Here is a 24993-nt window from a genome sequence, read left to right as displayed (position 1 = left end):
AACTATGTTATTATCAAACGATATCCTATGGCTCTAATATTGATGATGCTGATTCTAGGGTCATCAGCCAGCTGCTTCCGTAATTTTGATATGAAAACATCCAGACTTCTTCCGTTAAAAAAATTATCATCTCCCCAAAGATCGATAAGAGTTTCTTTTCTGGGTAGGATACCATTTTTATACGTGGCAAAACGATAAAGAATTTCTCCAGATCTGGGTGATAATTTATAAGATTGATCTTCCAGGGTTAATTCATAAGTATTAGGATTGTATAGGTAATTGCCTATAGCTACAGTATGTATAACCGGGCTGATAAGAGAAGCATCCTTTAACAATTTTTTCATTCTTACAATGAGCTCCTCCACACTGAATGGTTTTCTCATATAATCATCTGCTCCGATAGCAAACCCTTTTAAAACATCTTCTGTCAGAACGCGGGCAGAAAGTAAAATTAAAGGAATCGTATTTCCGTTCTCTCTTAAAGTCTGCAGAAAAGTATAACCGTCTAACTGAGGCATCATAATATCTGTGATCACAATATCAAAGGTTTGGCTGTTTATTGCTTCCAGACCTTCATGACCATTATTTACCCATTCCACTAAAAAACCTTCGCGAGTAAGAATATCCGTCGTGATTTCACCAAGGTCCGGATCATCCTCTAAATAGAGTACTTTAAGCTTATGATTCATATAATGGGAGATTGAGTTCTACAACAGTGCCTTCAGATTCCGGCTTTACAAAATGTATGTTTCCGTTTTGTTTTTTCAAAGAATTTTTGACGAAGCTCAGACCAAGCCCAAAACCTTTTACATCATGCAGATCTCCATTGGGAATTCTGAAATAAGCTTTGAAAACTTCCTGAAAATGCTTCTCAGGAATTCCAATTCCGTTATCTTCTATTCTTATCCTTAAACGGTTGTTAAGCTGTTTAATTGATATGATAATCACGGGCGGTTTTTCTGAATATTTTAATGAATTGTCCAGAAGATTCAGAAATACCTGTTTCATCTGGTCATAATTTCCTTTAATATGAATGCGGTTATCAACATTTTTTACGATTATTTTCGCCTCTTTTTTCAGAATAATCCCTGAAAGTATTTCTTGTACCTCTTCCAGTAAAGTTAATAAATTAACCTCCGTCAGGTCTACTTTTTCACTGCTGTTGTCAGCTCTTGCATTTTGGAGAATTGTTTCTACAAGGAAAGAAAGTTGAGTACTCGCTTTTTGAATACTTTTCGCATATTTTCTGGCTCCTTCCGGTTCATTGACAATGTTGTATTTTTCAAGCCCTTCTGCTGCAATCAGGAGTGTTGAGATGGGAATTTTCAGTTCATGGGTCATATTTCTTGTGAAAATTTCTTTGTTTATCAGCAATTTCTGATTTAAAGCCAGATTTCGGAAAAGGATAAGCATTGTTCCTAAAAAAAGAATAATATAAAATACTGAAAATATGATAAACCAAAGCATTTTGTGGACAATGATGATGCGGGATAAATGCTCAATATGTATACTGTAAGTACTTTTGTTATCTAATAATGCTACCGGTTCAGTTGTATCATTCTTTAGAACTGCACGGCCGATAGGATAAGTTCTTATAAGCTTTTTATTTTCATGAAAATAAACTGTTATATTCTCATTGGCAAGCTCAGGAATAGCAGATTTTATCTCTGTGTATAGGATATAATCCATTTTGTTTTTATAAGTAGCATCTACTTCTTTTTTATGAAATATAAGGCTGTCATTCTTTGTATTTGTTTTAGTTTTTGCCTTTACAGTTTGGGTTGTAGTAGTAAATATTCGGGTATTATTGATAGACCGGATTTCTTCATAATATCTTTTTTCTGATCCAAATATCGAATCTTTTTTCTTTGAAGAAAGAGGAAGGCTTTGAACAAGCCGGTTGACCAGTATCTGTGTCATTTCAAACTTTGTCTGATCCAGATATTCTTTCTTTTTATTCTTAAAATTATTCCATAGCCAGTATCCCTGAAATGTAACAACTACAATACTGGTCATTATAAATAATGCTTTCCCATATTGGGCAAATAATTTTTTCATAGGATTATTTAACAGATCGAAATTAAGATATTATGGAACATGAAAACATGATGATAACATTATTTAACACTATGTAACAGTCTGATAACCCATATCTGAATTTTTTAGGAAGAAATTTGCACTAATAAATTGAGTAATAAAGAATTGTTTAATAATAAAAATACAAATGATGATTATAAAATCTAAAATACTGACAGCTTTTCAGATCATATTCTGTGTAATAGCTATCAAAGCGCAAAACCAGGCAAAATTACCCGGAGATAACACTCTTCCGTCTTCCAGAGAGGAACTTGAAAAACTTATTTCTTTTGATAAAGGAAATTTTAAGTACAAAGTGGAAGATTACTTTGCAAGACCGAAAGCATCGGCATTTCAGCTTTCTCCAGACGGTCAGTATCTTTCTTATATGGAAAAGGATCAAACCAGTAAAAACCATGTCTATGTAAAAGATTTGAAAACAGGAAAAATTACAAAAGCAATTGTGGAAAAAGATGAACTTATTTTAGTTTATGGCTGGCTTAATAAAAACCGCCTTTTCTACGTTCAGGATAAGGCTGGTAATGAAAATCTTCACTTGTACGCTGTGGATACAGATGGAAATAATCTAAAAGATCTTACACCATTCGAGGGAGTTAAGATTGGTGGATCTGTCACAATAATAAAAGATACGGATTTTGTTATTGTTACCATGAATAAGAATAATAAACAAATTTATGAACCTTTTAGAATCAATTGCAAAACGGGAGAAATGACTCAACTATTTGAGAATAAAGATCCTAAAAATCCTATCAATGATTATATTTTTGATAAAAATGGTAACTTGAGAGGATATACTGTTCTTGAAAACGGGCTGACGACAAAAATCTATTATAAAAACCTGCAAACAGGTAAATTCAATCTTCTTAAATCAACAGATTGGAAAGATACTTTTGATATTATAAAGTTTAATAGTCATTCTAAAAATAAGGATGAAGCTTATGTAGCTATGGATTTAGATAGTGATAAATCAAGAATTGTTTTATTTGATCTGAAGAAAAATGCAGTAATCAAAGAAATTTATTCAAACCCTACCTTTGATGTAAGCTCAATACGTGTCGCTAGAAAAAACAGGAATTACGAATTAGATTATATCAGTTACAATGGAATTAAAGATGAAACAATTCCGGTAAGTGAATTTTATAAAGAAGTTTATGTTAGATTAAAATCTGAGTTTGGAGATAAGCAGTTCTCTGTGGTATCTTCCGATGATAATGAAGATAAGCTTCTTATTGAAGTTAGCAGCGATAGGTTATTTGGTAAGTATTATGAATATGACACTAAAACAAAAAAGATAAAGCTTCTTTATGATCTTATGCCTCAACTGAGAGAAGAAGATATGGCAGAGATGCGGCCAATCGAGTTCAAAAGCAGAGATGGTTTGACCATTTATGGTTATATTACTTTGCCAAAAGTCGGCTTGGAAGGCAAAAAAGTTCCTTTGATTGCTAATCCTCACGGTGGCCCTCAGGGAATCAGAGATAGCTGGGGATTCAGTCCCGAAGACCAGCTTTTTGCAAGTAGGGGATATGCCACACTTCATGTGAATTTCAGGATTTCCGGAGGATATGGAAAAGAATTTCAGAAATCAGGATATAAGCAAATCGGCAGACAGGTAATGGATGATATGGAAGACGGAGTAAAATATGCTATTGAACAAGGGTGGGTAGATAAAGATAAAGTCGCCATTTATGGAGCCAGTCATGGTGGTTATGCAACACTGATGGGACTTATCAAAACTCCAGATCTTTATGCCTGCGGTGTAGATTACGTAGGAGTATCCAATATTTTCACCTTCTTCAATTCATTTCCAGAATACTGGAAACCTTACAAAGAACAGGTGAAGCAAATCTGGTACGATCTGGATAATCCCGAAGAAGCTAAAATTGCAAAAGAAGTTTCTCCTGTTTTCCAGATTGATAAAATAAAGAAGCCATTGTTTGTAGTACAAGGAGCCAATGATCCGAGAGTCAATATTAATGAATCCGACCAAATAGTAAAGGCAATGCGTGCCAAAGGATTTGAAACACCTTATATGGTAAAATATGATGAAGGGCATGGATTTAGAAAAGAACAAAACAATATAGAACTGTATAAATATATGTTAGGATTCTTTGCTGAAAATTTTAATAAATAAACTATTAATCTTATAACGATGGAAACGGAGGGCAGAAGCCTTCCGTTTTTTTATTTGAGCCAATCCCGACAACACTATTTAATACTATTGTATATTGAAATGTCTCTTAGGTCAATACTTTCACCGTTTATCACTCATCACTCATCATTTATCAATTATCATTCATGACATAAAAAAACATTGATGGATAAAAGAAAAATTGAATTATGGGAAAAATATTTTAAATTTATTAAAGTAAAACTAAAAGATCAGCCGTCATAGCAATATGGAGGTTGTCGAAAAAATAACAATGCCACAGAAAGAGAAAGAAAGTATCATCTCGCAGACCGTTTCCAACTACGGAGGGAAGCTGATGTCTTATATCCGTCCGAAAGTGAAAAATACGGAGGATGCGGAAGATATTCTTCAGGAAGTGTGGTATCAGTTCAGTAGCCTTACGAATATTTCGGAGATCGTAAATGTTGGTGGGTGGCTATACCGAGTAACGGCGAATAAAATTACAGACCGTTACCGTAAAAAGAAAACAGAAAATCTTGAAGATTTTGTGTATGAAGATGAAGACGGCAGTTTTTCTATCAAGGATATTCTTTTGCTGGATGAGAGTGCAGGCCCTGAAGTGAAGATGTTTCAGGATGAGATCTGGAAAAAACTGTTTGAAGCATTGGATGAACTTCCCGAAAAACAAAGGCTGGTCTACGTAGAAAATGAACTGAACGACAAAACACTCCAGGAGATTGCTGATGAACAGGGAGAAAACATCAAAACGATCATCAGTAGAAAAAACTATGCTGTGAAGCACTTGAGAAACAGGCTGAGAAAGTTATACGAAGATTTAAAAAGTTAGAAAAAGAAATTATGAATCATAAACACAAAAAAGGTTGGATTTTTTTATTGTTATGTCCGCCATTAATTTTAGCCGCAGTTACATGGATTGTAATGCTGCTTTGGAATTGCCTTCTTCCGGAGATTTTAGGAGTGAAAACGATTAGTTTCTGGCAGGCAATGGGAATACTGATCCTAAGCAAAATTCTTTTTGGAGGTTTCCATTTTGGAAAAGGAATGAAAGACTTCAAAGAAAGAAAAATGAGAGAGAAAATGGAAAGCTGGTCACCGGAGGAAAGAGAAAAATTCAAAGAAGTATGGAGAAATAAATGCTCAGGGGGATTCTTCAACAGAAACAACGAATAATTTGAAATTTTTAAAGAAGTAGTAAAGTAAAATTAGAATTCATTCGTCTCTATAAAAAACAAGAAGTAGTAAAATTTAAAATTTTGAAAAAATGAAAAATTCAGCATTAAAAGGAGCTCTTGGAGCACTAGCCGTAGTAGGTGTAGCCTTAATCGCTAAAAAAGCAATACAAAGAAAAAGATTTATCAAAGGTATTTTTGATGAATATGGAATCAAAGAAAAGTCACCTTTCGGACTGGCAGATAAGATCAGAGACATGAATGATGAGGATTATCAGGAACTGAAAGGAAAATTCAAAAAAGAATTCCATTCAAGATGCTGCAAAAAGGATAATACCTGCGAAGCATAAGAAAAGTAAAAACTAAATTGAAATTGTTACATTCCGGCTCGGGAAGCTTTGCTTCCCGAGCCGGAATTTTTATTTAAAAATAAATGTCATCTGAAAAGACATTTATTTTTTTTCTTGTAGGCTGAGATTCCTTGCTTTGCCTGGAATGACAAGTATATATTGAGATTGCTTCATATTTGATTCGCTATGACTTTCACACCTGTTTTCCAGCTAAATTTTTGTAATAAATATCAGACACAAAGAAAAATAAATCCTTATTTTTGTAATGCTCAATGAAAGATTACTACTATTTTCTCGGTATTTCCCAGGATGCTTCTGAAGAAGACGTCAAAAAAGCGTATCGAAAACTGTCTTTAAAATATCACCCTGATAAAAATGACAATGACGATTTTTTTGCAGACCGTTTCCGTGAGATTCAGGAAGCTTATGAAACATTGAGTGATTCTGTCAGAAGACGTGCTTATGATCAAAATCTGGAAAATCATCAGCGAAGTTTCAGGTATAATATTCCACCTGCAATCAAAACTTTTACAGCGAATAAAATTCATGCGAAAAAAGGAGAGGAGATTATCATCAACTGGCAGACGAGTAATGCCGATGTGGTGAAAATATTGCCTTTCGGATTAGAAAAGCCTTATGGGGAGAGGATCTTTAAGATCACAGAATTTAAAGAAGGAAAATTCCAGCTTCTGCTTCATGTAACCAATTCACTTTTGCACAAAACCGTAGTTCAGGGAATTACTATTACAGAAGTTTTTGAAAATGATTCTGAAAAATTCAAAAATGCGGTGGAGGAAATGTTTAAACCACAACCGACAACAAGAATCAATAAAACAGGTCAGCCTAAAATAATGATGCTGATCTGGGGAATTATCATTATAGCAATTGCTATTTATATGCTGATCAGAAATTTCAGCTGATTATGCCATTTTCTTTCTTCCAGGGCACTTTTTACATCTTTTTCCTTTCTTGAACTTTTTGCAGCAAGACTTCTTTTCACAGAACATCTCTTCGTTATTGAATGAGTAAGGCGCCAAAGGCGGAACTTTAAATGGGACAATCATATTCATGCTGCAAATATATTAATTTAGAATAAATATAATTAATAATTTTTCATAAAAAATTGCAGGTCTGAAAATTAGACCTGCAATTGGGACATTATTTAAATGAAAATGAAGTTGAAAATTGCAACCTGAAGGCATTAGCTTTTATATCTCCAAAATTTTCAGTCATTGCATAATTTCCTTCCATACCCATTCTCAGATTTTTATAAGGCTTATAAATAAGATTGATTGCCGCATTCTGAAAACGTTTCGTCATGCTATTGGTAACCATCGAATTGGAACCTACCTGCGAATAACTATAATAAACGACTGAACTCCATTTAGGAGACCACCAATGTTCATAAATTCCTACTATATTGAAAAGGCTTAACGTTTCTGCTGTATTGCTCTGTGGATCTAAAACAGCATCATAACCTTCTCCGCTCAAAACAAGATTGTTCCTTGCAAATCCTTTTCCGTATGAAGTCTGAAATCTGAAATTATCAAAACTATTTACATATTTTCTAAGTGAAATAATTCCTCCAAATCCTATTTTCGTATACCCTTTTTCCTGATTCTCATAATTAACAGGAGATAGTGTACCTCCTAACTTTACATAATCTTTGGTATTTCCATAACGATACATACTCGTTACAATTGGGATCATGCTTTTTTTCTTCCATTCAGGATGATTACCTGGTATTGTCATACTTACTTTTCCCGGATCTTCCAATGAGAAAGATAAAGTCTCTTTATCAGAAAGTTTTTCAGTGTAACGAACTTGCATGGAACGGTTAAGTATTGCTCCGTTGGCTCCGTTGAAATCAAATATGTTGGGGAAAATCTCTGCATCACTGAAATTACTCCATGTTTGGCCTATTAACCATTTTTTCCATTGAACATATGCATGTCTTAATCTTGGAGAAGTAGTTCCGTTAGATCCGTATAAATCAACTTCTACATAAGCAGAAATCGGTGACCCTCCATCTTTATCTGTCTGTTTAAAACCTAGCCCCACTTGTGATTGTCTTATACTAAAATAGCTGGACATTGAATTGTGCTGGGGAATTACAATAGAAGGAGCAACTATACCGTCTTTAGCTCCCACTTGCTGAAAATCCAGCATAGCATCTGCCTGTACAAATCCTTTTAGATAAACTGACCATTTTCTTCCCGAAGAATCTGGTTCTGTATTTACTATAGCTATTTGGGCATTTGCCTTTGCCTGAAATAAAATCAAAACAATAGTGATCATTGCGGGCATGGTATGCCTGCTCATTTTTTTTTTCATCATCTGCGTAATCTATTGGTATGGTATATAAATTATGTTCTCATGTGAAATTGAATTTTTCAGTGATTAATTTTTAAATTTTCATAGTTTAAAACAATTTTTTCTCACCTTGCTGTGATTGTTTGAGCGAATGTACAAATGCTGCTGGAAATGGCTTAAGCGAAAATTTTAATGTTTTTAAGGGGTATTTAGAAGATAGAAACCAGAAAAATAGATAGAAAATAAAATGAATATTCTTTAAAAATTAATTTTTCTGAAATGAAATTCATCAAACAGTGATATAGTTATTTTTATTTTTTAACATTTAAAAAGACTTTATCCCAAAATTTTAAGAGTTTTTAAGAAAATATCTGACTTTTTTCTATGTTGTGAAATCGCTTAAAAAATCGTAATTTTACGAATCTTTTTTACAAACAAAATCTAATAAATAAAAATGAATACAGAACAGTTTGTGAGCCGTCACATTTCCCTTAATGAAGCCGATAAGCAGGCGATGTTGGAAAAACTTGGCGTTTCTAGTATTGAAGAGTTAATTTCTCAAACCATCCCATCTTCTATCCGTTTAGAGAAAGATCTTGAGATCTCGGAACCACTTTCTGAATACGAAATGTTGAACCATTCAAAAGAATTGGCATCAAAAAATACAGATTATACGAGTTATATCGGTTTTGGATACCATAATACACTTTTGCCTTCAGCAATCCAAAGAAATATTTTTGAAAATCCTAGCTGGTATACTGCTTATACACCTTATCAGGCAGAAATTGCACAGGGTAGACTTGAAGCTCTTCTTAATTTCCAGACTGTAGTATGCGATCTTACAGGTTTTGCATTAGCCAATGCATCACTTTTGGATGAATCTACTGCTGCAGCTGAAGCAATGCATATGTTCTTCAACAACAGAACGAAAGATCAGAAGAAAGCAGGAGCTAACAAATTCTTTATTTCTGACCTTGTACTTCCTCAAACAGTTTCTGTTTTAAAAACAAAAGCTGAAGGTTTAGAAATAGAAATCGTAGTAGGAGATCACAAAACACACCAGTTTGATGGATCTTATTATGGAGTTTTATTACAATATCCTGGTAAAAATGGAATCGTTCTGGATTATACTGAAGATATCGTAGAATACAAAAAACTTGATCTTCAGGTAGCAGTTGCTTGTGATCCAATGGCTTTGGTTAAACTAAAGTCTCCTGCAGAAATGGGAGCTGACTGTGCGGTAGGAACTAGCCAAAGATTTGGTATTCCATTAGGATACGGAGGTCCTCACGCAGCTTTCTTTGCTTGTAGAGAAGATTATAAAAGAGATATTCCTGGAAGAATTATCGGGGTTTCTCAGGATATGTACGGAAGACGTGCATTAAGAATGGCATTACAGACCAGAGAGCAGCACATCAAAAGAGAAAAAGCTACTTCAAATATCTGTACAGCTCAGGTTCTATTAGCTGTAATGGCAGGTATGTATGCTGTTTACCATGGTCCAAAAGGATTGAACTATATCGCAGATCAGATCCACTTTAAGGCAAATGCTTTGAAAAATGGTCTTAAAGCATTAGGATATCAGGTAGTAGAAGAGCCTATCTTCGATACAGTAAAGATCACGATGCCTGAAGAGGAGAAAGCAAAATTGGTAAGATTGATGCTTGATCACAGACTAAACCTTAACTATTTCACAGAAGGGGTAGTAAGTATTGCGATCAACGAAAGTACAACATTAGAGAAATTAAATTATCTGATGGCCTCTTTCGCTCAGTTTAAAGATAAGCAGACCTTCAAATTAGAAATCAAAGAAGGATACAGTATTCCTGAAGAAAACTTAAGAAAAGACGAAATTCTTACAGAATCTGTATTCAACAAATACCATACGGAAACAGAATTGATGCGTTATATCAAGCGTCTTGAGAGAAAAGATTTATCATTGACTCATTCAATGATTTCTTTAGGATCTTGTACGATGAAACTGAACGCAGCAACTCAAATGTTACCACTTTCATGGGAAAACTGGGGTGCAGTTCACCCATTTGTACCTGTAAACCAGGCTGAAGGATATCAGGAAATGATCCGAGAATTAGAAAAAGACTTAGCAGAAATTACAGGTTTTGCAGGAACTTCTCTTCAGCCAAATTCTGGAGCTCAGGGTGAATATGCAGGATTAATGGTAATCAGAGAATACCATATTTCAAGAGGAGACCACCACAGAAATGTAGTATTGATTCCTCAGTCTGCTCACGGAACAAATCCAGCTTCTGCCGCAATGGCAGGAATGAAAATCGTAGTCGTGAAAAACCTTGAAAACGGGGAAATCGACTTCGAAGATCTTAAAGCTAAAACAGAACTTCATTCAGCAAACTTATCAGCTGTAATGATCACTTATCCTTCTACTTACGGATTCTTTGATGCTAACATTAAAGAAATTACCAACCTTATCCACGAACACGGAGGACAAGTATATATGGATGGTGCAAACATGAACGCTCAGGTAGGATTTACAAGTCCTGGAAACATCGGAGCAGACGTTTGTCACCTTAACCTTCACAAGACTTTTGCAATTCCTCACGGAGGAGGAGGTCCTGGAGTAGGTCCAATCTGTGTTGCTAAACACTTAGTACCTTTCCTTCCTTCTAACGCAAATATCAGAATAGGGTCTAAAGAAGCTATCGAAGGTATTTCTGCTGCACCATACGGTTCAGGATTGATTCTTAACATTTCTTATTCTTATATTAAAATGTTAGGAACTGAAGGTCTTAAAAAAGCTACAGGACACGCAATCATGAATGCTAACTACCTGAAAGAAATTTTAGCAGAGCATTTCCCAATCTTATATTCAAACGAAAACGGAAGAGTAGCTCACGAATGTATCGTAGATTTCCGTCAGTTCAAATCTTTAGGAATTGAAGTGGCTGATGTGGCTAAGAGATTAATGGATTATGGTTTCCATGCTCCTACCGTTTCTTTCCCGGTTGCAGGTACATTGATGATTGAGCCTACAGAATCTGAAAGCAAGTCTGAAATTGACCGTTTTGCAGAAGCATTGATCTCTATCAAAAAAGAAATCGATGAAATTGCTAATGGAGAGGCAGATGCTGCAAACAACGTATTGAAAAACGCTCCTCATACAGAACAACTGGTAATCTCTGATTCTTGGGATAAACCATACAGCAGAGAAAAGGCAGCTTATCCGCTGGAGTGGGTAAGAGACCACAAATTCTTCGCTTCTGTATCAAGAGTAGATGAAGCTTACGGAGACAGAAACTTAGTATGTACTTGTGAGCCTATTGAAGCTTATATGTAATTCTTAGTTTTTTAGCTATAAAAAATCCCTTTCAGCAATGAGAGGGATTTTTGTTTTTTATAGTCATGCGAGCAAAAACTGTGGGTTTTTGAACGTAGCTCATGAAGCAATTTCAAATTATTTCCAATAATTATTGGCGGCAGCAATAGTAGCAAATTCAGTAGCAACAGTTTGTCCAATCGCAATCAGCATGGAGGCGTCTTCTGCATATACGGGGCGTAGTTTTTCACGAACCGCTGCATCGGGTTGTGTTGCTTTAATAATTAATCTGGCCATTTTTACGGCTAATTGTCGTCCCTCTTCAGGTGTTTTGGTTAGTAAAGAATTGTTTGGGACTAGTTGAACTGGTTCACTCATTGTATTATTTTTAATGTTTCTATTAGATTTGATTTTTATTCTATACCACAAATATAAAAGTCATCATTTTCAATATGAGTATCAAAAGTCACTGATCAGTAATTTTATTTTTCTATTCTCCTGTATTAATTTTTTATCCAGCTCAATTTTTTTCATCAGCCTTGATATTACTTCCCTTGTTGTACCAAGATCATCGGCAATACTTTGATGGGATAGGGCGAGTTCAGAAGTTCCGGAAATTTTTGCTTTTGTTTTTAAATAATCCCAAAGCCTGTCTTCAAGTTTGTAACAGATAATCTGTTTAGTGGTATGGAGCAGGTCATTGTAATGCTTTTGAAATTCAGCAATAATTAAATTGTTGAAGGATGGATAGCGGACGAGCCATTCTTTCGCCTTATCAATAGGAATAAGCAGAATGGTTGATTTACCTTCCGGAATAGCAGAAAAATCAATAGGATTTTGATTGAATAGATGGACAAAACTAAAAATACAGGACGATCCCGGCTGAATAAAATACAGCAAAAACTGTGTGCCGTCTTCTTCACTATATGCTTTTACATTCCCTTCCAAAACAATGGGCAAATAGCGGATCAACTGCCCTTGTTTTACGATAAAATCATCAGTGGAAAATGTTTTGATGATTCCGAATTTTTCAATTTCTGCAATCAGTTCTTTTCCAAAATCGGGCAGGCATTTTTCAAGGATATTGGTATGGGTCATAAATTGGGAAGCATTTTATATGTTGAATATAACAAATCCCTCTCAATATCGAGACTGAATTTTATTTTTTTATTGTCATTGCGAGCAAAAACTTAGGGTTTTCGAACGTAGTTCATGAAGCAATCTCTAGCTGGGGGCAATCAATTATATTCTTGTTTTTAAAATAAAAATCACCTCCCAAAAATTGAGAGGTGTCTTAGTATTTAAATTCCAGTTTGTTATCTTCTTTTAAAGCTATAAGCCAGCAAAATGGCTACGCCCAGGGTAACGCAGGTTATAATTGAAGTAGTTTCAATTGAAATTCCACTTTTTATCTGTGGGTTTTCTTTTTCACATGAAAAAAAGAATAATAATGTCATCAATAGACATACCGATAGTAATTTTTTATTCATAAATGCATTTGTTTGGTTATGAAATGTTTATATCAAAAAGTATACCGGATTTGTAGACTATAAAACGAAACTGTTTTACACCTTAATTCTCATTTAAGCTTTTGGAAATTTTATCCATTACTGAAAGATAATGGCAATAATTCATAATGATATTAATAAAGAAAAATAGAGAGGCAATAACGATTTCAATAACCTGATGTTGTACCAGAAAGTGTAGAATGAGAAAAAGTACAGTGGAATAGATCAAGGAAGACAGAATGGGATATAATGCTTCAATTTTGTAAGTAAGAATTCTTGTATTTTCGTTGTAGTTGAAGAATTCTTTACCTGGCGAGAAGATTAATGGTGATTTGCTTGAAAAATCAAGTTTAAAAAGTCTGTCTTTACCTATAATAATATTGTCAGCAAGGATAGTGTCCTCCAATTCTCTTTCCATTAATGAATTGCGTACTGCATCAGTAACATTTTTCAATGTTTTACCTTCTTTTATTTCTCTTTCAAAAGTATAAGTAAATTGAAGCATACAATTTTAAGCTTAGTTATTTGTTTTTCCTTCATCCCAATAATAGCTGTCCGGGTAGATTCTCGCTCCAAAAACAGCAGTTCCCACCCGTACAATGGTAGCACCTTCTTCAATAGCTGTTTCCAGATCGCCGCTCATTCCCATAGAAAGCTCTTTCATTTCTATGTTGGGAATATTTTCCTGGATAATGTCTTGCTGAAGATTTTTCAGTATCTTAAAACATCTTCTTACTTTCTCGTTCTCGGCACTGAATAAACCGATTGTCATTAGTCCTTTTATCTTCAAAGTAGAGTAGTGGGAGACTTTTCTGATAAGTTCAATGGCTTCACTGGGATCAACTCCGAATTTACTTTCTTCATTGGAAGTATTCACCTGAATTAAAACATCCATCGTTTTGTTTTCAGTTAAAAGCCTTTGATGAAGTTTCTCAGCCAGCTCAAGACGATCTAAAGACTGAACGCATGTAACATTATACTTTAGAATATCTTTGATCTTATTAGTCTGAAGATGGCCTATAAAATGATTTTCATGAGGAATATTCATCAGATCATCATATTTCTCCTTCAATTCCTGTACTTTGTTTTCAGCGATTAAGGTATGCCCATGTTCAAGTACGATTTTTATACGCTCTGCGGAGACGGTTTTTGTTGCCAGTAATAATTTTACTTCATCAGTGTTCCTTCCGGACTTTACACAGGCATTTTTTATCCGTTCGTGGATGACAGCGAGATTGTGGAGAATATCTTCTTTCATGATGGAATGATTTCCTTGGCTTCCAGTTTGTTAATTAAAGCAGCTTTCACAGCCGTTAAAGCATAATCTTTAGCTTCGGCAAAAGAAATAGAATATTTTCTTTCAACCGTTCTCATCTCTTCAGGAAACTTTGCCAGCAATTGATCGTAGAACGTATCCAGAATTTCGTCAGAAGGCATTTCGTAATTGATTTTCAACTGGAAACGTCTTAAAAGGGCTGTGTCAATAATCTCAGGATGGTTGGTAGCACAAAGCAAAAGTGAATGTTCAGGATAATAATCAATCAGTTGAATCAGAGTATTCACCAGTCTTCTCATTTCGCCCACATCCTTATCATCACTGCCTCTTGCTTTCCCAATCTGATCCAATTCATCAAGAAAAAGTACAGACCTTTCACGTCCTGCTTTGTCAAAGATCATTTTGATGTTTTGAGATGTTTCGCCGATTCGTGATGAAACAATATTGCTCAGATCCAGGATCATGATGTTTTTTCCTAAAGCGTTAGCAATAGCTTTTGCAGTCATTGTTTTTCCACATCCTGAACTTCCCTGTAATAAAATCTTATTATTAACCGGAAGACCGTATTCCTGCAGTTCTTTGATGTAGCTATGTTCCTTGATAAGCTGTACAAGCTGATCCCTGTTGTTTGTATTGAGAAATACCTCGTTAAGGCTTACCTGTTCTTTATCCTGAATAATGAGGTTGTACAGATTCATAATGACGTTTAAAAGGATTATTGAATAAGCAAAGATAAAGCTTTATTGAATGCCGGAGGAAATCCTGAATAATAATAAACATCTGGTCCAGCGGAAAGTGAATTATAAATGATGAATGAGAGATAGATGTTAATATTAGAAAACATCTGTGAAAATCTATGATCAAAACAATAAACTCTTTCAGAAAATACCCGATAAAAAAAGAAAAGCCAGACTTGCGACCGGCTTTTCTCATTTGGATATTAAAATTTGTTATGAAACTAAGATCTTTCTGCTTATGTTTTTGGGCTCTTTTACCCGATGGTAAAAGAGCAATCTGATCTCTCAGACTAAAAACATAAAACAATATAATTAGTATAGATATTCTATAGGCTTATTTATTTTAAAATTAGTTTCTTTCTCTTCTTACTGTCATGAAATAGGAAGCGATTACTACTAAACCTGTTGCGATACCGATATAAATTACCATTTTATATTATTTTTAATTATTTGACTTTTTTTTATCAATCTTTCAATTGCAATATTACTACTTTCAAATCACGTGCCAAAGTAAATAGTTATGATGTATATCAGTGTATTACGATGGTGGTTGTTCATTTATTGGTGAATTTTTATTTACATTAAATTAATACATTATTGAAAATTTATTAATACTTTTATTATTCTCTCTATAAAATTTTATTAAAACGTTAACCGTTTCTCGACTTCTATATTGGAGTTGATAAAACAAATAATAAATAATGCTTAGCATAATATTGCTGTAAAGTGTATTTTGTGAACTTTAATTTTAACCTGAAATGGATTTTTATGTTAAGAAAACTTATTTTTCATCCTGATTTTTACCTGGGAATTTTTGTCAGATGTCACATTTCATGACATGGGGAAATAGTGATTTTATGTCATGACAGAAAAATAAGTTGATACAAAGACCTGTTTTTTGGCACGCTTAAATGATCAATATAGTTGAAAATGAAGTGCTTAAATTATTCTAAGCACCTGTGTATAATAAAATCAGATTATTGAGATTAAAAAAAAGGTTTTTCACAAAGCATTAGAAAGGAGAGAAATTTCTGAATTCTTGAGAATAAAGAAACGATCATATTCGGTTCCTTTTTGGAAGTACCAATGTGCTTTCGTTACTTTTGTAGAAAGAATAAATTTATGGGACGCAGTTACATTTTTCTTGCTTTGGCTATCGTATTTGAGATCATCGCTACCACTTTCCTGAAGAAATCTGAGGAATTCTCCAAACTGTGGCCATCTGTAGTAACCGTCATCGGATATGTTTGTGCCTTTTATTTTCTGAGTCTTACCCTTCGCCAGATTCCGGTAGGAATTACCTATGCCATCTGGTCGGGAGTAGGCATTGTCTTTATAACGATGATTGGGGTAATAGCATTCAAACAGGTTCCTGATTTGCCTGCCATTATTGGTATTGCTTTGATTATTATCGGAGTGATTATTATTAATGTATTTTCAAAAATGGGTACTCATTAAAAAATAATCTCCTGATGTTTTTCCATCTTTTTCCAATGTTGAGACCTTGTTTTGTATAAAAAAAACTTTCCCAGTTTATATTTAAACTTCAAGAATCCACGAAATTCAATACCATTAAATAATCTAAAGGGAATTGCAGGATTTTCCTCTAATGACTGTCTGATTCCATTGCTAAATACAGTAGGACCTGTTGTAGCATGTATATTATGGGGATAGCGGTGGCTGTTTATATTATCCATCATCAATTCTAATGTTTTCTTGAGAAAAGGATGATTTTTACTGAAAATAAGTGCCCATTGAACATACAGATTTTCGTGTCTTTCTGCACTGATTACAGCTTCATCATTATCCTTAATCAATTGTCTGAACGGTCTGATAATACTGCTGTCAATATCCAGATATACACCTCCTTTCTTATATAAAACAGCATATCTGAAAAAATCAGCTTTTGAAGCACCGATTCTCAGTTTACGATACGTCTCAATATATTCGGGTGGAAATTCTTCTGTGAGAAACTTTTCTATATCCTGATCGTCATAAAAGTAATACTTGTATTCCGGATTCTTTCTTTTCATATTCCAGATATGATAACGCGTAATCAGAGGAAGTTTTTTCGTTATAAAAGTCTGAAATATCTGTTTAGGTACTGCCATATTCAATTTTATTCAATTCTTAGAGGGAAATCTCGAAATCATTTTCATAAGCCATCTTCATAAGTGGTAATAGATTCTTCATGAATGAGAATATTCTTAATTTATGTTTTCTGGGGTTTTGATTGTATTTTGGATGAATGGTTAAATCCCGATAGATAGAAATTTTTATTTTTTTTTAATATTTTTTTTCAGATCCTGATAATGAGTTAGAAAACTTTTAAATTGACTGACTGATTGATCTTATTTTACTCTTCGTCTTTCAAAAGGATTATAAGAAATCCCGACATTGAAATAGAAGGAAGGTTTATAAGTTCCTTTCCATATATAATCATTAAAGGATTCCTGCTTGTTAAAAGCCCTTGAATTAATATTGGCTCTGAGCCCAGTTTTAAAAGTCCCTATGAAATTCCCTCCAAGATTGTGCTCATAGATAACCCCTGAATTAAGAGCGACCTGCCGGAATTCATACGTATTATTATTTCGGTACGTATAAAAAGAAGTATTATCCATCTCCGTTCCCAAAGATATCCTTCCGTTTGCAGCAATATCTTTTCTTACCAAAACTTTTTTCGGAAGCAGGATATCCAGTACCCATCCGTTATTGAACCTGTTTTCATAAGTGAAAATAGGCAATATCGGAATTTGAGAGCTTGGGTCAATAATACCAGCCAGTCCGATACTCATTTTTGTTTTTGGAGTTGCTTTTAAAATCAATGAAGCCGTAACCAATCCTCTGATACGTTCAAAATGCTGATCACTTCCATCCGTAGAAATACTTGCTGAGTAAATAGCAGTCTTTTTAAACAATCTTGAAAAATAACTCAGGTTGATGGCTTCTGAATGATAATGGAAGTTTTCTTCACCTGCAGTTCCAGGGATGACTGAATTTTCATTTCTGATTGAAGTGTAGCGATAGCTCAAGGCTGTGCTCAAAAGCCAGCTTCTGTTCTTGATAAAGTAAACATTGGCATCTGCTTTCACTTGCTGAAAACTTTTCATCTTGTTATCCGGCAGATTCTTTCCCTGAAGTTGTGAAGAGAAAGAGGATGGAGTAACGAATGTATATTCAAGATTGAAATTTCGCGCCTGTGGAATTTTATCCGCAAAAAAAGCACGGACTTTCAACGGAATGCTGTCCTTTTTCTGGGCATAAATAATGTTTTTAAAAGGAAGGATTGCCAGCGGTACAAGCATTCTTCTCAATGTTTTCATGGGCAGTTTATTTTAAAGGTTGAATTACAGATTGGAAAAAACTGAATGTAAAAATCCTGTCATAGAAGATGTCCAGGCTGTTTTCAATAATAGCATCCGTATAGCCGGAAGTATCTGCTACAAAAGTTTCTTCTACAAAAACAAACCAGAGCTCTGAAAGGTTGTATCTTCTTCTGAACTCCTCAGAAGCATTGCTGTCAGGTACAGCAGAATGCTTGAGATCACAAAACAGAATTCCTTTTTTATCTCCGTTCTGCTCCACAATATTAATAGGATGATGGAGGTAGCTGAGAATTTTCATTCTCGGATCAAAACATTCTACGAAATGATGTAAATCAATGAGCTGTATTACTTTTTCTTCCTGTTGAGATTCTGTCATAAAAAAGCATTCTAGTGATATTTCCTGAGTCAGTTCGTGAAAAGCTGTTAATTCCATATGGGTTCATTTTACAGTACAAAGGAATAGAGAAAAGCAGCATGTGAATTTGTTTTTATACGAAACGGCTGGTATTTTATACAAAATCCGGGAAGCTGATAATTGGTATAAAAAAATGCAGGTTTTGTATAATAAAATAGTTGTAATTTACGTTATTGTCTATTTTTGTTAATCATAAAATGAGTCTATCACATGAAATACAGCCCGTGGAAATTTGAAGAAACCTTTGTAATGGATTTTCTGGTGGAAGCGAAGTATGGATTCCGAAGACATTTGCTGTTTCTGATCTTCTTTTTCGTCTTAATCTATAGTGCGAGGTTCTGGCATTGGTATGCAGGGATCTATCAGTATTATGTTTTATTCTTTGTATACACGGTTCTGATTACAATGGTTTACATTAATATATATGTATTGGTTCCGCGGTTTTTCTTTAAAACAAAATATGTCACCTATCTTGCTTTGCTTGTTCTGATGGGAATAATGGGGCTCAATTTTATCGGATATGGTTTTAAACTTTTCTTTGAAGAATTCAGAGTGAAGAATATTCTTAGAGAAAATGAAAAAGGGGGAATTTATGAAGGAGTTCTGATGTGTATTCCGATTATCATGACTACTACCACTATAAAACTGTTACAGAAATGGATCAGTGACAATAAAAGGATCAATGAACTGAGCAATCTTACGATGAGCATGGAACTAAATGAACTGAGAAACCAGATCAACCCTCATTTTTTGTTCAATATGCTCAATAATGTCAAAGCATTGATAAGAACAGATCCGGCAAAAGCTTCAGTAGTCATTGTAAAGCTTTCTGAATTTCTCAGATACCAGCTCTATGAAAACAGTGAAGAAAAAACGTTACTAACTTCAGAAATTGATTTTCTGTCCAACTTTTTAAACCTTGAAAAAATAAGACGTGATAATTTCTCTTTTGATATTCATGCAGATGTCGATAAAAGAATAATCAACAGTACTTTTGTTCCTCCCAATCTGTTTACCACTTTCGTGGAAAATGCGGTGAAGCACAGTGTAGATCTCAGTGGAGGAGAGTCTTATGTGAAAATAGAAATCAACATTGAAAACAAACAGCTTTATTTCAGATGTGTAAATTCCAGAAGTGCTGACTATATTGTTTCGGACAAGAAAAACAGCGGATTGGGACTTGCCAATATCACCAGAAGACTGGAACTTCTTTATAGTGATACTTTTGAGCTGAAGATAGAATCTGATGATAAAGAATATAGTGTAAATTTAAAAATTCCCGTTTGATGAATTGTATTATAATAGATGATGAACCTTTGGCAAGATCCGAAATGAGGTCGCTGATCGTTGAAATTTCCAGTATTGATATCCTTGGCGAATTTTCCAATGCGCCGTCTGCTCTCGAGTTTCTTAAAGATAATGATGTAGATCTTATTTTCCTTGATATAGAAATGCCAATGGTGACTGGTCTTGAGTTTGCAGAAATGCTTCCGAAAAAATCTCTGATTATTTTTACAACTGCCTATTCTCAATATGCATTGAAAAGCTATGAACTGGAAGCTGTTGATTATCTTCTGAAGCCTATTGATCCCCAAAGACTTGAAAAAGCAATTGAAAAGGCAGTACTTTACACCGAACTATTGTCTAAAGATACCGTGAAAAATACAGTAGAATCTAATACAGCGGACTTTTTATTCATTAAAGCAGAACGAAGATTCTATAAGATCAGTTTTTCAGATATTAAGTTTATAGAAGGACTTAAAGACTATGTGGTGATTCATACAAAGCAGCAGAAGCTGATCACGGCAATGAATTTAAAAACCATTCACCAGAAGATATCTGGTGAAACCTTTCTCAGAGTCAGTAAATCTTACGTTGTAAATATGAATTTTATAGATTCATTTGACAATCATAATATATACATTGAAGACTCCGAGATTCCTCTTGGAGAAGTATACAGAGCTGAGTTCTTTACAAAATTTGCCGGAGGACTCCTGAATTCGGATTGATTTATGAGTAATAATAAATATCACTCAATTGATCAAAAAAACTGTGAAAATCTGTGTAATGAGTGGGTGAAAATACAATATTATGATTCAATAGAAATGGGCTTCAGCCCGTTTAAATAAAATCTTTCAACGGCTTTAGCCCAAACTTAAAAATTATGCCTGCTTTTCTCCCACAAAACGAATCACAGAACCCGTTCCGTTGTGAAATAATCCCTCATTCAGCTCAATTTCTGTTTCTTCTAATTCAATAATGTGATAATCCGGAAAATCAGTCTTGATCTCTTCGATAGAAAATAATGATTCAATATCCTTTGGACCACCCACTTTTTCGTTCTTTGCAATATATTCAAGATGATTTTTACTGAAAGCTTCGAAAATAACAAAACCTCCTTTACGAAGATATTGATTCAGCATCTGATGAATAGAAGATTTGATAGCACCCGGAAAATGTGCATAGATAAGAGCAATGGCATCGAACTGCTCTTTCTGATAATTCAAAGCAGAAAGTTCTCCCACCTGATAATCAATGGTCGTTTGTTGTTGCTCAGCCAGCTGTAACGCTTTGCTTCTTCCATTAGCACTGATATCGAAAGCAGAAACCTGCCATCCCTTTGTTGCTGCAAAAACGGCATTTCGGCCTTCTCCTTCTGCAGGGAAAAGTATTTTTCCGGGATTTAATCGGGAGAGTTGTTCTTTCAGATAATTGTTGGGTTCTGTTCCATACGCAAACTCTTCGCTGCTGTACCTTTCGTCCCATCTGTTGAGCCATGTATTGTCTGTCATAGTTATAAAGATTTTAAAATTTGGAAGAAGAATCAAAAATATTCTTCAATGGTATTAGTTGTATCAAAAGTAGAATATTTACTCAAGCTTTCCGATCCCTAAAAAGCGTTTATTATAATAGATTTTTTGAATGACAGATCTGTTTAATAAAAATCTAAATACTATTCCATACAATTAAAATTTGGAGTAATTTTGAAAAATGATGAATTTAAACCAGATTTTCACCAATCAACGTACAGGAAACAATCCACAGACAAAGGCTTCACGAACTGATTTTCAAAGAGATTTCGACAGAATTATCTTCTCTTCTGCTTTCAGAAGACTGCAGAACAAAACGCAGGTTTTTCCTCTTCCCGGAAGTGTTTTTGTACACAACAGACTTACACATTCTTTGGAAGTATCATCCGTAGGAAGAAGTTTAGGAAGTATTATCGGTGAATTTATTGCTGAAGATTTTAAAAACGAACTGACTGAAGATTCAAAGAATTTTTATCTCTATAATTTAGGAAATGTAATTGCTGCAGCATGTTTGTGTCATGATGTGGGAAATCCTGCATTCGGACATTCTGGTGAAGATGCCATTGCAAGCTATTTTGAAAGAAATGAAAAAGATCTGAAATCAAAGTTCAATGAAAAAGAGTGGGCGGATCTGGTTAACTTTGAAGGAAATGCCAACGCCATCAGAGTATTGGCTCAACAGCAGCAAGGGAAAGACGCAGGAGGTATTCAGCTGACGTTCTCCACGTTGGCAAGTATTGCAAAATATCCGTGTGAAGCGGTAGCAAAGAAAAAAGGAATTATTCACAGAAAGAAATTCGGGTTTTTCCAGAATGAAAAAGATATATTCCTGGAAATTGCCAAAGGAACCCAGCTTATTTCTGAAAGTGAAGAACCTCATATTTTCAAAAGACATCCTTTTGTATGGCTGGTGGAAGCGGCTGACGATATCTGCTACAACATCATTGATATGGAAGATGCCCACAGATTGGGTATTGTTTCAACGGCCGACTGTAAAAACTTATTTTTTGAGCTGGTAAAATCTGAAACAGATGATGTTCAAAGAATTGAGACAAAACTAAGCTCTATCTCCAATGAAAACGAGCAGATCTCTTATTTAAGAGCAAAAGTAATCAATGCCTTAATCAATAAATCGATTGCGATGTACAAGCATAACTTCGAAACGATTCTTGAAGGAAATCTTGGCAACGGCTTACTTGATATTTATAAAAAAGAAAATAAAGCATTACAGGATATTGAAAGTTTCTCAGTAGAAAAAATTTACAATCATAAAGCTGTTGTTGAAATTGAAAATGCAGGCTATAACGTAATGTATGAATTGCTGGACCATTTTATTCCTTCTATTCTGAAGCCTGATGACCAAAGAAAATCCTATGATGAAAAAGCTTTGAAATTAATTCCAAAGCAATTTATTTATAAGGACGGAACTGATTATCAGAAAGTGCTGGGAGTCATTGATTTCGTTTCGGGAATGACTGATAATTACGCTACCGATTTGTATAGAAAAATTAAAGGAATAGACATCGGAATGACCGTGTAAATTCTATTTATTGTAATAAATCAGAAGCCTCTTCTATTAATGATTTCATTAAAGTGGAGGCTTTTTTATTCCAGATCTTACATTTATTTTTCCTATATTTAAGCAAACACGAATAAAAATGTTTTTAACAAAACAGGAATTATAACGACACATTAAAAAAATTAAAACTATGGGTATATATTTAGCGCCCGTTATTTTCTTCGGGCTTATTATTTTATTCGCTTCGTTTTTTGTGGTTAAACAGGAAACAGCAGCTATTATTGAACGCTTTGGGAAATTTCAGGCTGTAAAACATTCAGGTCTTCATCTTAAACTGCCAATCATAGATCAGATTGCAAAAAGATTGAATTTGAGAATTCAGCAGCTGGATGTAATGATTGATACGAAAACATTGGACAATGTTTTTATCAAAATGAAAATTTCAGTTCAGTATCAGGTCATCAGAAGTCAGGTTGGAGATGCTTATTATCGTTTGGAAAACCCTGAAAATCAAATCACTTCATTTGTTTTTGATGTGGTAAGAGCAGAAGTTCCAAAATTGAAGCTGGATGATGTATTTGTAAGAAAAGATGATGTGGCAATTGCTGTAAAAGGTGAGCTTCAGGAAGCTATGAACAGTTATGGTTATGATATTATCAAAGCTTTGGTAACAGATATTGATCCGGATGAGCAGGTAAAACATGCCATGAACAGAATTAATGCTGCAGAAAGAGAAAAAACAGCTGCAGAATATGAATCCGAAGCACAAAGAATCCGTATTGTAGCCGTTGCAAAAGCAGAAGCAGAATCTAAAAAATTGCAAGGACAGGGGATTGCTGATCAAAGGAGAGAAATTGCAAAAGGACTTGAAGAGTCTGTAAGAATGCTGAACAATGTGGATATCAACTCCCATGAAGCATCAGCACTTATTGTAGTGACCCAGCATTATGATACTTTACATTCGGTAGGAGCAAGCAGCAGAAGTAATCTTGTACTTCTTCCTAATTCACCTACTGCAGCAAGCGGAATGCTGAATGATCTTGTAGTCGCTATGACAACAGCAAATACGGTAGGAGAGGCTACAAAAGGGAAATATCCTGATCCTCCTCAAAAAGAAGCCGGATTTTAAGCCGAGAGAAGGTGTAAGTAAGAGTGAAATAAAAGCGTAAAAGAGAATCATTTGTTGGCTTTTCCCAGTTGACCAAAAGTAACTTCGAGCTTCATTCTTCCTGCTTCCATTCTAAATAATAAAAAGAGCTCCTGAAATTTCAGGAGCTCTTTTTATTATTTCTTCGTTTTAGAAACTTGTTTGATTAATGTATATTTTATGGAAGAGGCATCAGCCGGTGGATTCGCGATTTTTTCTGTTTTTACTTTTAAAACATATTCGTAACCCGGTTCATAAGTAAAGCCTTCAATATGGCTGTAGAAATTCGTCCAGTCTGCAGAAGCACTTTCTTTTACCTGCATGCATTGCATACGGCCTGCTCCAGCAGAACACTCTACGGTTTGTGGCCCTACGATAACTGTCTTTTCATTGGCTGCCAGTTCTTTCTTTTTTGTCTTAGAAACCTGTTTTACCAAGGTGTATTTTATGGAAGATGCATCGGCTGGTGGGTTGGCAATTTTTTCCGTTTTTACCTTTAAAACATATTCATATCCCGGTTCATAAGTAAATCCTTCGATATTGCTGTAGAAATTCGTCCAGTTTCCTGCAACATTTTCTTTTACCTGCAGACATTTCATAGGAGCTACGCCTGTACAATCTGCTGTCTGTGGTCCTACGATGAATGTTTTTTCATCACTTGCGGATGCATTGGCTGTGGTTGTACATTGCGTCATTGCGAATAATGCTAATGCGGGTGCTGCCCCTTTTAGAATTGTTGCTATACTTTTCATAAAACTTGATTTTTTCCCCATACCTCGCAATTACCATGCCGAAATTGTCTTATGAATTTGTAGTACTTCTGCTATTGCTTTTTATTTTTTTAATCATTTAATTTGAATTTCTTAAAAACTAACTACAAAA

24 protein-coding genes are annotated in these 24993 nt (G+C 34.6%); 11 read left to right on the top strand and 13 right to left on the bottom strand.

Translation table 11 applies throughout. The features are described 5' to 3' along the window. Nucleotides 1-2 precede the first annotated feature (2 nt). Nucleotides 3-689, bottom strand: a complete 687-nt coding sequence (locus ACM6F9_RS11085) for a response regulator transcription factor (protein ID WP_414845783.1) — start codon at nt 687-689, stop codon at nt 3-5. Continuing rightward, nucleotides 679-2058, bottom strand: coding sequence for a sensor histidine kinase (locus ACM6F9_RS11080; protein WP_414845782.1), 1380 nt, complete (start codon nt 2056-2058; stop codon nt 679-681). Before ACM6F9_RS11080 ends, ACM6F9_RS11085 begins: the two co-directional genes overlap by 11 nt. Before the next feature lie 169 nt (nt 2059-2227). Between ACM6F9_RS11080 and ACM6F9_RS11075 the strand changes: the two genes are divergently transcribed. The 5 genes from ACM6F9_RS11075 to ACM6F9_RS11055 all read left to right on the top strand — a co-directional run bounded on the left by ACM6F9_RS11075 (nt 2228) and on the right by ACM6F9_RS11055 (nt 6688). After that, a complete protein-coding gene (locus ACM6F9_RS11075) occupies nt 2228-4231 on the top strand; it encodes a prolyl oligopeptidase family serine peptidase (protein ID WP_414845863.1) in 2004 nt (667 codons plus the stop codon). A 289-nt stretch (nt 4232-4520) separates the two neighbouring features. Beyond that, complete coding sequence (locus ACM6F9_RS11070; RefSeq protein WP_174774444.1) at nt 4521-5075, top strand: RNA polymerase sigma factor; 555 nt, start codon at nt 4521-4523, stop codon at nt 5073-5075. Nucleotides 5076-5086: 11 nt separating this feature from the next. Further along, entirely contained in the window at nt 5087-5419 is a 333-nt protein-coding gene (locus ACM6F9_RS11065) for a hypothetical protein (RefSeq protein WP_129041409.1), read from the top strand. Between the two features lie 91 nt (nt 5420-5510). Beyond that, entirely contained in the window at nt 5511-5768 is a 258-nt protein-coding gene (locus tag ACM6F9_RS11060) for a hypothetical protein (RefSeq protein WP_414845781.1), read from the top strand. Between the two features lie 272 nt (nt 5769-6040). Continuing rightward, nucleotides 6041-6688, top strand: a complete 648-nt coding sequence (locus ACM6F9_RS11055; protein WP_414845780.1) for a J domain-containing protein — start codon at nt 6041-6043, stop codon at nt 6686-6688. Nucleotides 6689-6926: 238 nt separating this feature from the next. Here the strand turns inward: ACM6F9_RS11055 and ACM6F9_RS11050 are convergent, their stop codons facing one another. Then, nucleotides 6927-8105 (bottom strand): DcaP family trimeric outer membrane transporter, encoded by a 1179-nt coding sequence (locus ACM6F9_RS11050; protein WP_414845779.1) that lies wholly within the window; start codon nt 8103-8105, stop codon nt 6927-6929. Between the two features lie 430 nt (nt 8106-8535). Here ACM6F9_RS11050 and gcvP point away from each other — a divergent pair, with 430 nt between their 5' ends. Continuing rightward, entirely contained in the window at nt 8536-11394 is a 2859-nt protein-coding gene (gene gcvP / locus ACM6F9_RS11045; protein ID WP_414845778.1) for an aminomethyl-transferring glycine dehydrogenase, read from the top strand. A 117-nt stretch (nt 11395-11511) separates the two neighbouring features. Here gcvP and ACM6F9_RS11040 read toward each other — a convergent pair whose 3' ends face one another. The 5 genes from ACM6F9_RS11040 to ACM6F9_RS11020 all read right to left on the bottom strand — a co-directional run bounded on the left by ACM6F9_RS11040 (nt 11512) and on the right by ACM6F9_RS11020 (nt 14855). Next, nucleotides 11512-11751, bottom strand: coding sequence for a hexameric tyrosine-coordinated heme protein (locus ACM6F9_RS11040; RefSeq protein WP_414845777.1), 240 nt, complete (start codon nt 11749-11751; stop codon nt 11512-11514). 81 nt (nt 11752-11832) lie between these two features. Next, nucleotides 11833-12471 (bottom strand): Crp/Fnr family transcriptional regulator, encoded by a 639-nt coding sequence (locus tag ACM6F9_RS11035; RefSeq protein WP_414845776.1) that lies wholly within the window; start codon nt 12469-12471, stop codon nt 11833-11835. A 474-nt stretch (nt 12472-12945) separates the two neighbouring features. Continuing rightward, nucleotides 12946-13386 carry a hypothetical protein gene (locus ACM6F9_RS11030; RefSeq protein WP_414845775.1) on the bottom strand — a complete coding sequence of 147 codons (441 nt, stop codon included), beginning with the start codon at nt 13384-13386 and terminating at the stop codon, nt 12946-12948. 12 nt (nt 13387-13398) lie between these two features. Next, nucleotides 13399-14139, bottom strand: a complete 741-nt coding sequence (locus tag ACM6F9_RS11025; protein ID WP_414845774.1) for a YggS family pyridoxal phosphate-dependent enzyme — start codon at nt 14137-14139, stop codon at nt 13399-13401. Further along, complete coding sequence (locus ACM6F9_RS11020; protein WP_414845773.1) at nt 14136-14855, bottom strand: AAA family ATPase; 720 nt, start codon at nt 14853-14855, stop codon at nt 14136-14138. Before ACM6F9_RS11020 ends, ACM6F9_RS11025 begins: the two co-directional genes overlap by 4 nt. A gap of 1161 nt (nt 14856-16016) precedes the next feature. Here ACM6F9_RS11020 and ACM6F9_RS11015 point away from each other — a divergent pair. Further along, on the top strand, nt 16017-16352 hold the full coding sequence (locus tag ACM6F9_RS11015) for a DMT family transporter (protein ID WP_414845772.1): 336 nt from the start codon (nt 16017-16019) through the stop codon (nt 16350-16352). Here ACM6F9_RS11015 and ACM6F9_RS11010 read toward each other — a convergent pair. From ACM6F9_RS11010 to ACM6F9_RS11000, 3 genes are all read right to left on the bottom strand, one after another. Then, a complete protein-coding gene (locus ACM6F9_RS11010) occupies nt 16349-17005 on the bottom strand; it encodes a glycosyltransferase family 32 protein (RefSeq protein ID WP_414845771.1) in 657 nt (218 codons plus the stop codon). The genes ACM6F9_RS11015 and ACM6F9_RS11010 overlap by 4 nt on opposite strands. 240 nt (nt 17006-17245) lie before the next feature. Further along, entirely contained in the window at nt 17246-18217 is a 972-nt protein-coding gene (locus tag ACM6F9_RS11005; RefSeq protein ID WP_414845770.1) for a DUF6268 family outer membrane beta-barrel protein, read from the bottom strand. 7 nt (nt 18218-18224) lie between these two features. Beyond that, nucleotides 18225-18653: a hypothetical protein gene (locus ACM6F9_RS11000; protein ID WP_414845769.1), complete on the bottom strand. Its 429-nt coding sequence runs from the start codon at nt 18651-18653 to the stop codon at nt 18225-18227. Nucleotides 18654-18845: 192 nt separating this feature from the next. On the opposite strand from ACM6F9_RS11000, the gene ACM6F9_RS10995 reads away from it, so the two are divergent. Continuing rightward, nucleotides 18846-19922, top strand: a complete 1077-nt coding sequence (locus ACM6F9_RS10995) for a sensor histidine kinase (RefSeq protein ID WP_414845768.1) — start codon at nt 18846-18848, stop codon at nt 19920-19922. Further along, entirely contained in the window at nt 19922-20644 is a 723-nt protein-coding gene (locus tag ACM6F9_RS10990) for a LytR/AlgR family response regulator transcription factor (RefSeq protein ID WP_414845767.1), read from the top strand. Before ACM6F9_RS10995 ends, ACM6F9_RS10990 begins: the two co-directional genes overlap by 1 nt. 153 nt (nt 20645-20797) lie before the next feature. Here the strand turns inward: ACM6F9_RS10990 and ACM6F9_RS10985 are convergent, their stop codons facing one another. After that, entirely contained in the window at nt 20798-21427 is a 630-nt protein-coding gene (locus tag ACM6F9_RS10985; RefSeq protein ID WP_414845766.1) for a class I SAM-dependent methyltransferase, read from the bottom strand. Nucleotides 21428-21629: 202 nt separating this feature from the next. Between ACM6F9_RS10985 and ACM6F9_RS10980 the strand changes: the two genes are divergently transcribed. Then, entirely contained in the window at nt 21630-22985 is a 1356-nt protein-coding gene (locus tag ACM6F9_RS10980) for a deoxyguanosinetriphosphate triphosphohydrolase (protein WP_414845862.1), read from the top strand. 169 nt (nt 22986-23154) lie between these two features. After that, nucleotides 23155-24093: an SPFH domain-containing protein gene (locus ACM6F9_RS10975; RefSeq protein ID WP_414845765.1), complete on the top strand. Its 939-nt coding sequence runs from the start codon at nt 23155-23157 to the stop codon at nt 24091-24093. Between the two features lie 155 nt (nt 24094-24248). On the opposite strand, the gene ACM6F9_RS10970 is transcribed toward ACM6F9_RS10975, so the two are convergent. Further along, nucleotides 24249-24863, bottom strand: coding sequence for a DUF4377 domain-containing protein (locus tag ACM6F9_RS10970; protein ID WP_414845764.1), 615 nt, complete (start codon nt 24861-24863; stop codon nt 24249-24251). Between the last annotated feature and the right edge of the window lie 130 nt (nt 24864-24993).

Source organism: Chryseobacterium sp. IT-36CA2 (genome assembly GCF_949767875.1).
GTDB lineage: Bacteria > Bacteroidota > Bacteroidia > Flavobacteriales > Weeksellaceae > Chryseobacterium.
This window is presented reverse-complemented; position numbering and strand designations above follow the sequence as displayed.

Coding starts and splice junctions, on each gene's coding strand:
- ACM6F9_RS11015 (WP_414845772.1), top strand. CDS start 16,017: ATGGGACGCAGTTACATTTTTCTTGCTTTGGCTATCGTATTTGAGATC.
- ACM6F9_RS11060 (WP_414845781.1), top strand. CDS start 5,511: ATGAAAAATTCAGCATTAAAAGGAGCTCTTGGAGCACTAGCCGTAGTA.
- ACM6F9_RS11035 (WP_414845776.1), bottom strand. CDS start 12,471: ATGACCCATACCAATATCCTTGAAAAATGCCTGCCCGATTTTGGAAAA.
- ACM6F9_RS11025 (WP_414845774.1), bottom strand. CDS start 14,139: ATGAAAGAAGATATTCTCCACAATCTCGCTGTCATCCACGAACGGATA.
- ACM6F9_RS10990 (WP_414845767.1), top strand. CDS start 19,922: ATGAATTGTATTATAATAGATGATGAACCTTTGGCAAGATCCGAAATG.
- ACM6F9_RS11050 (WP_414845779.1), bottom strand. CDS start 8,105: ATGATGAAAAAAAAAATGAGCAGGCATACCATGCCCGCAATGATCACT.
- ACM6F9_RS11040 (WP_414845777.1), bottom strand. CDS start 11,751: ATGAGTGAACCAGTTCAACTAGTCCCAAACAATTCTTTACTAACCAAA.
- ACM6F9_RS11055 (WP_414845780.1), top strand. CDS start 6,041: ATGAAAGATTACTACTATTTTCTCGGTATTTCCCAGGATGCTTCTGAA.
- ACM6F9_RS11080 (WP_414845782.1), bottom strand. CDS start 2,058: ATGAAAAAATTATTTGCCCAATATGGGAAAGCATTATTTATAATGACC.
- ACM6F9_RS10970 (WP_414845764.1), bottom strand. CDS start 24,863: ATGAAAAGTATAGCAACAATTCTAAAAGGGGCAGCACCCGCATTAGCA.
- gcvP (WP_414845778.1), top strand. CDS start 8,536: ATGAATACAGAACAGTTTGTGAGCCGTCACATTTCCCTTAATGAAGCC.
- ACM6F9_RS11010 (WP_414845771.1), bottom strand. CDS start 17,005: ATGGCAGTACCTAAACAGATATTTCAGACTTTTATAACGAAAAAACTT.
- ACM6F9_RS10975 (WP_414845765.1), top strand. CDS start 23,155: ATGGGTATATATTTAGCGCCCGTTATTTTCTTCGGGCTTATTATTTTA.
- ACM6F9_RS11020 (WP_414845773.1), bottom strand. CDS start 14,855: ATGAATCTGTACAACCTCATTATTCAGGATAAAGAACAGGTAAGCCTT.
- ACM6F9_RS11000 (WP_414845769.1), bottom strand. CDS start 18,653: ATGGAATTAACAGCTTTTCACGAACTGACTCAGGAAATATCACTAGAA.
- ACM6F9_RS10995 (WP_414845768.1), top strand. CDS start 18,846: ATGAAATACAGCCCGTGGAAATTTGAAGAAACCTTTGTAATGGATTTT.
- ACM6F9_RS11005 (WP_414845770.1), bottom strand. CDS start 18,217: ATGAAAACATTGAGAAGAATGCTTGTACCGCTGGCAATCCTTCCTTTT.
- ACM6F9_RS10985 (WP_414845766.1), bottom strand. CDS start 21,427: ATGACAGACAATACATGGCTCAACAGATGGGACGAAAGGTACAGCAGC.
- ACM6F9_RS11075 (WP_414845863.1), top strand. CDS start 2,228: ATGATTATAAAATCTAAAATACTGACAGCTTTTCAGATCATATTCTGT.
- ACM6F9_RS11030 (WP_414845775.1), bottom strand. CDS start 13,386: ATGCTTCAATTTACTTATACTTTTGAAAGAGAAATAAAAGAAGGTAAA.
- ACM6F9_RS10980 (WP_414845862.1), top strand. CDS start 21,630: ATGAATTTAAACCAGATTTTCACCAATCAACGTACAGGAAACAATCCA.
- ACM6F9_RS11065 (WP_129041409.1), top strand. CDS start 5,087: ATGAATCATAAACACAAAAAAGGTTGGATTTTTTTATTGTTATGTCCG.
- ACM6F9_RS11070 (WP_174774444.1), top strand. CDS start 4,521: ATGCCACAGAAAGAGAAAGAAAGTATCATCTCGCAGACCGTTTCCAAC.
- ACM6F9_RS11085 (WP_414845783.1), bottom strand. CDS start 689: ATGAATCATAAGCTTAAAGTACTCTATTTAGAGGATGATCCGGACCTT.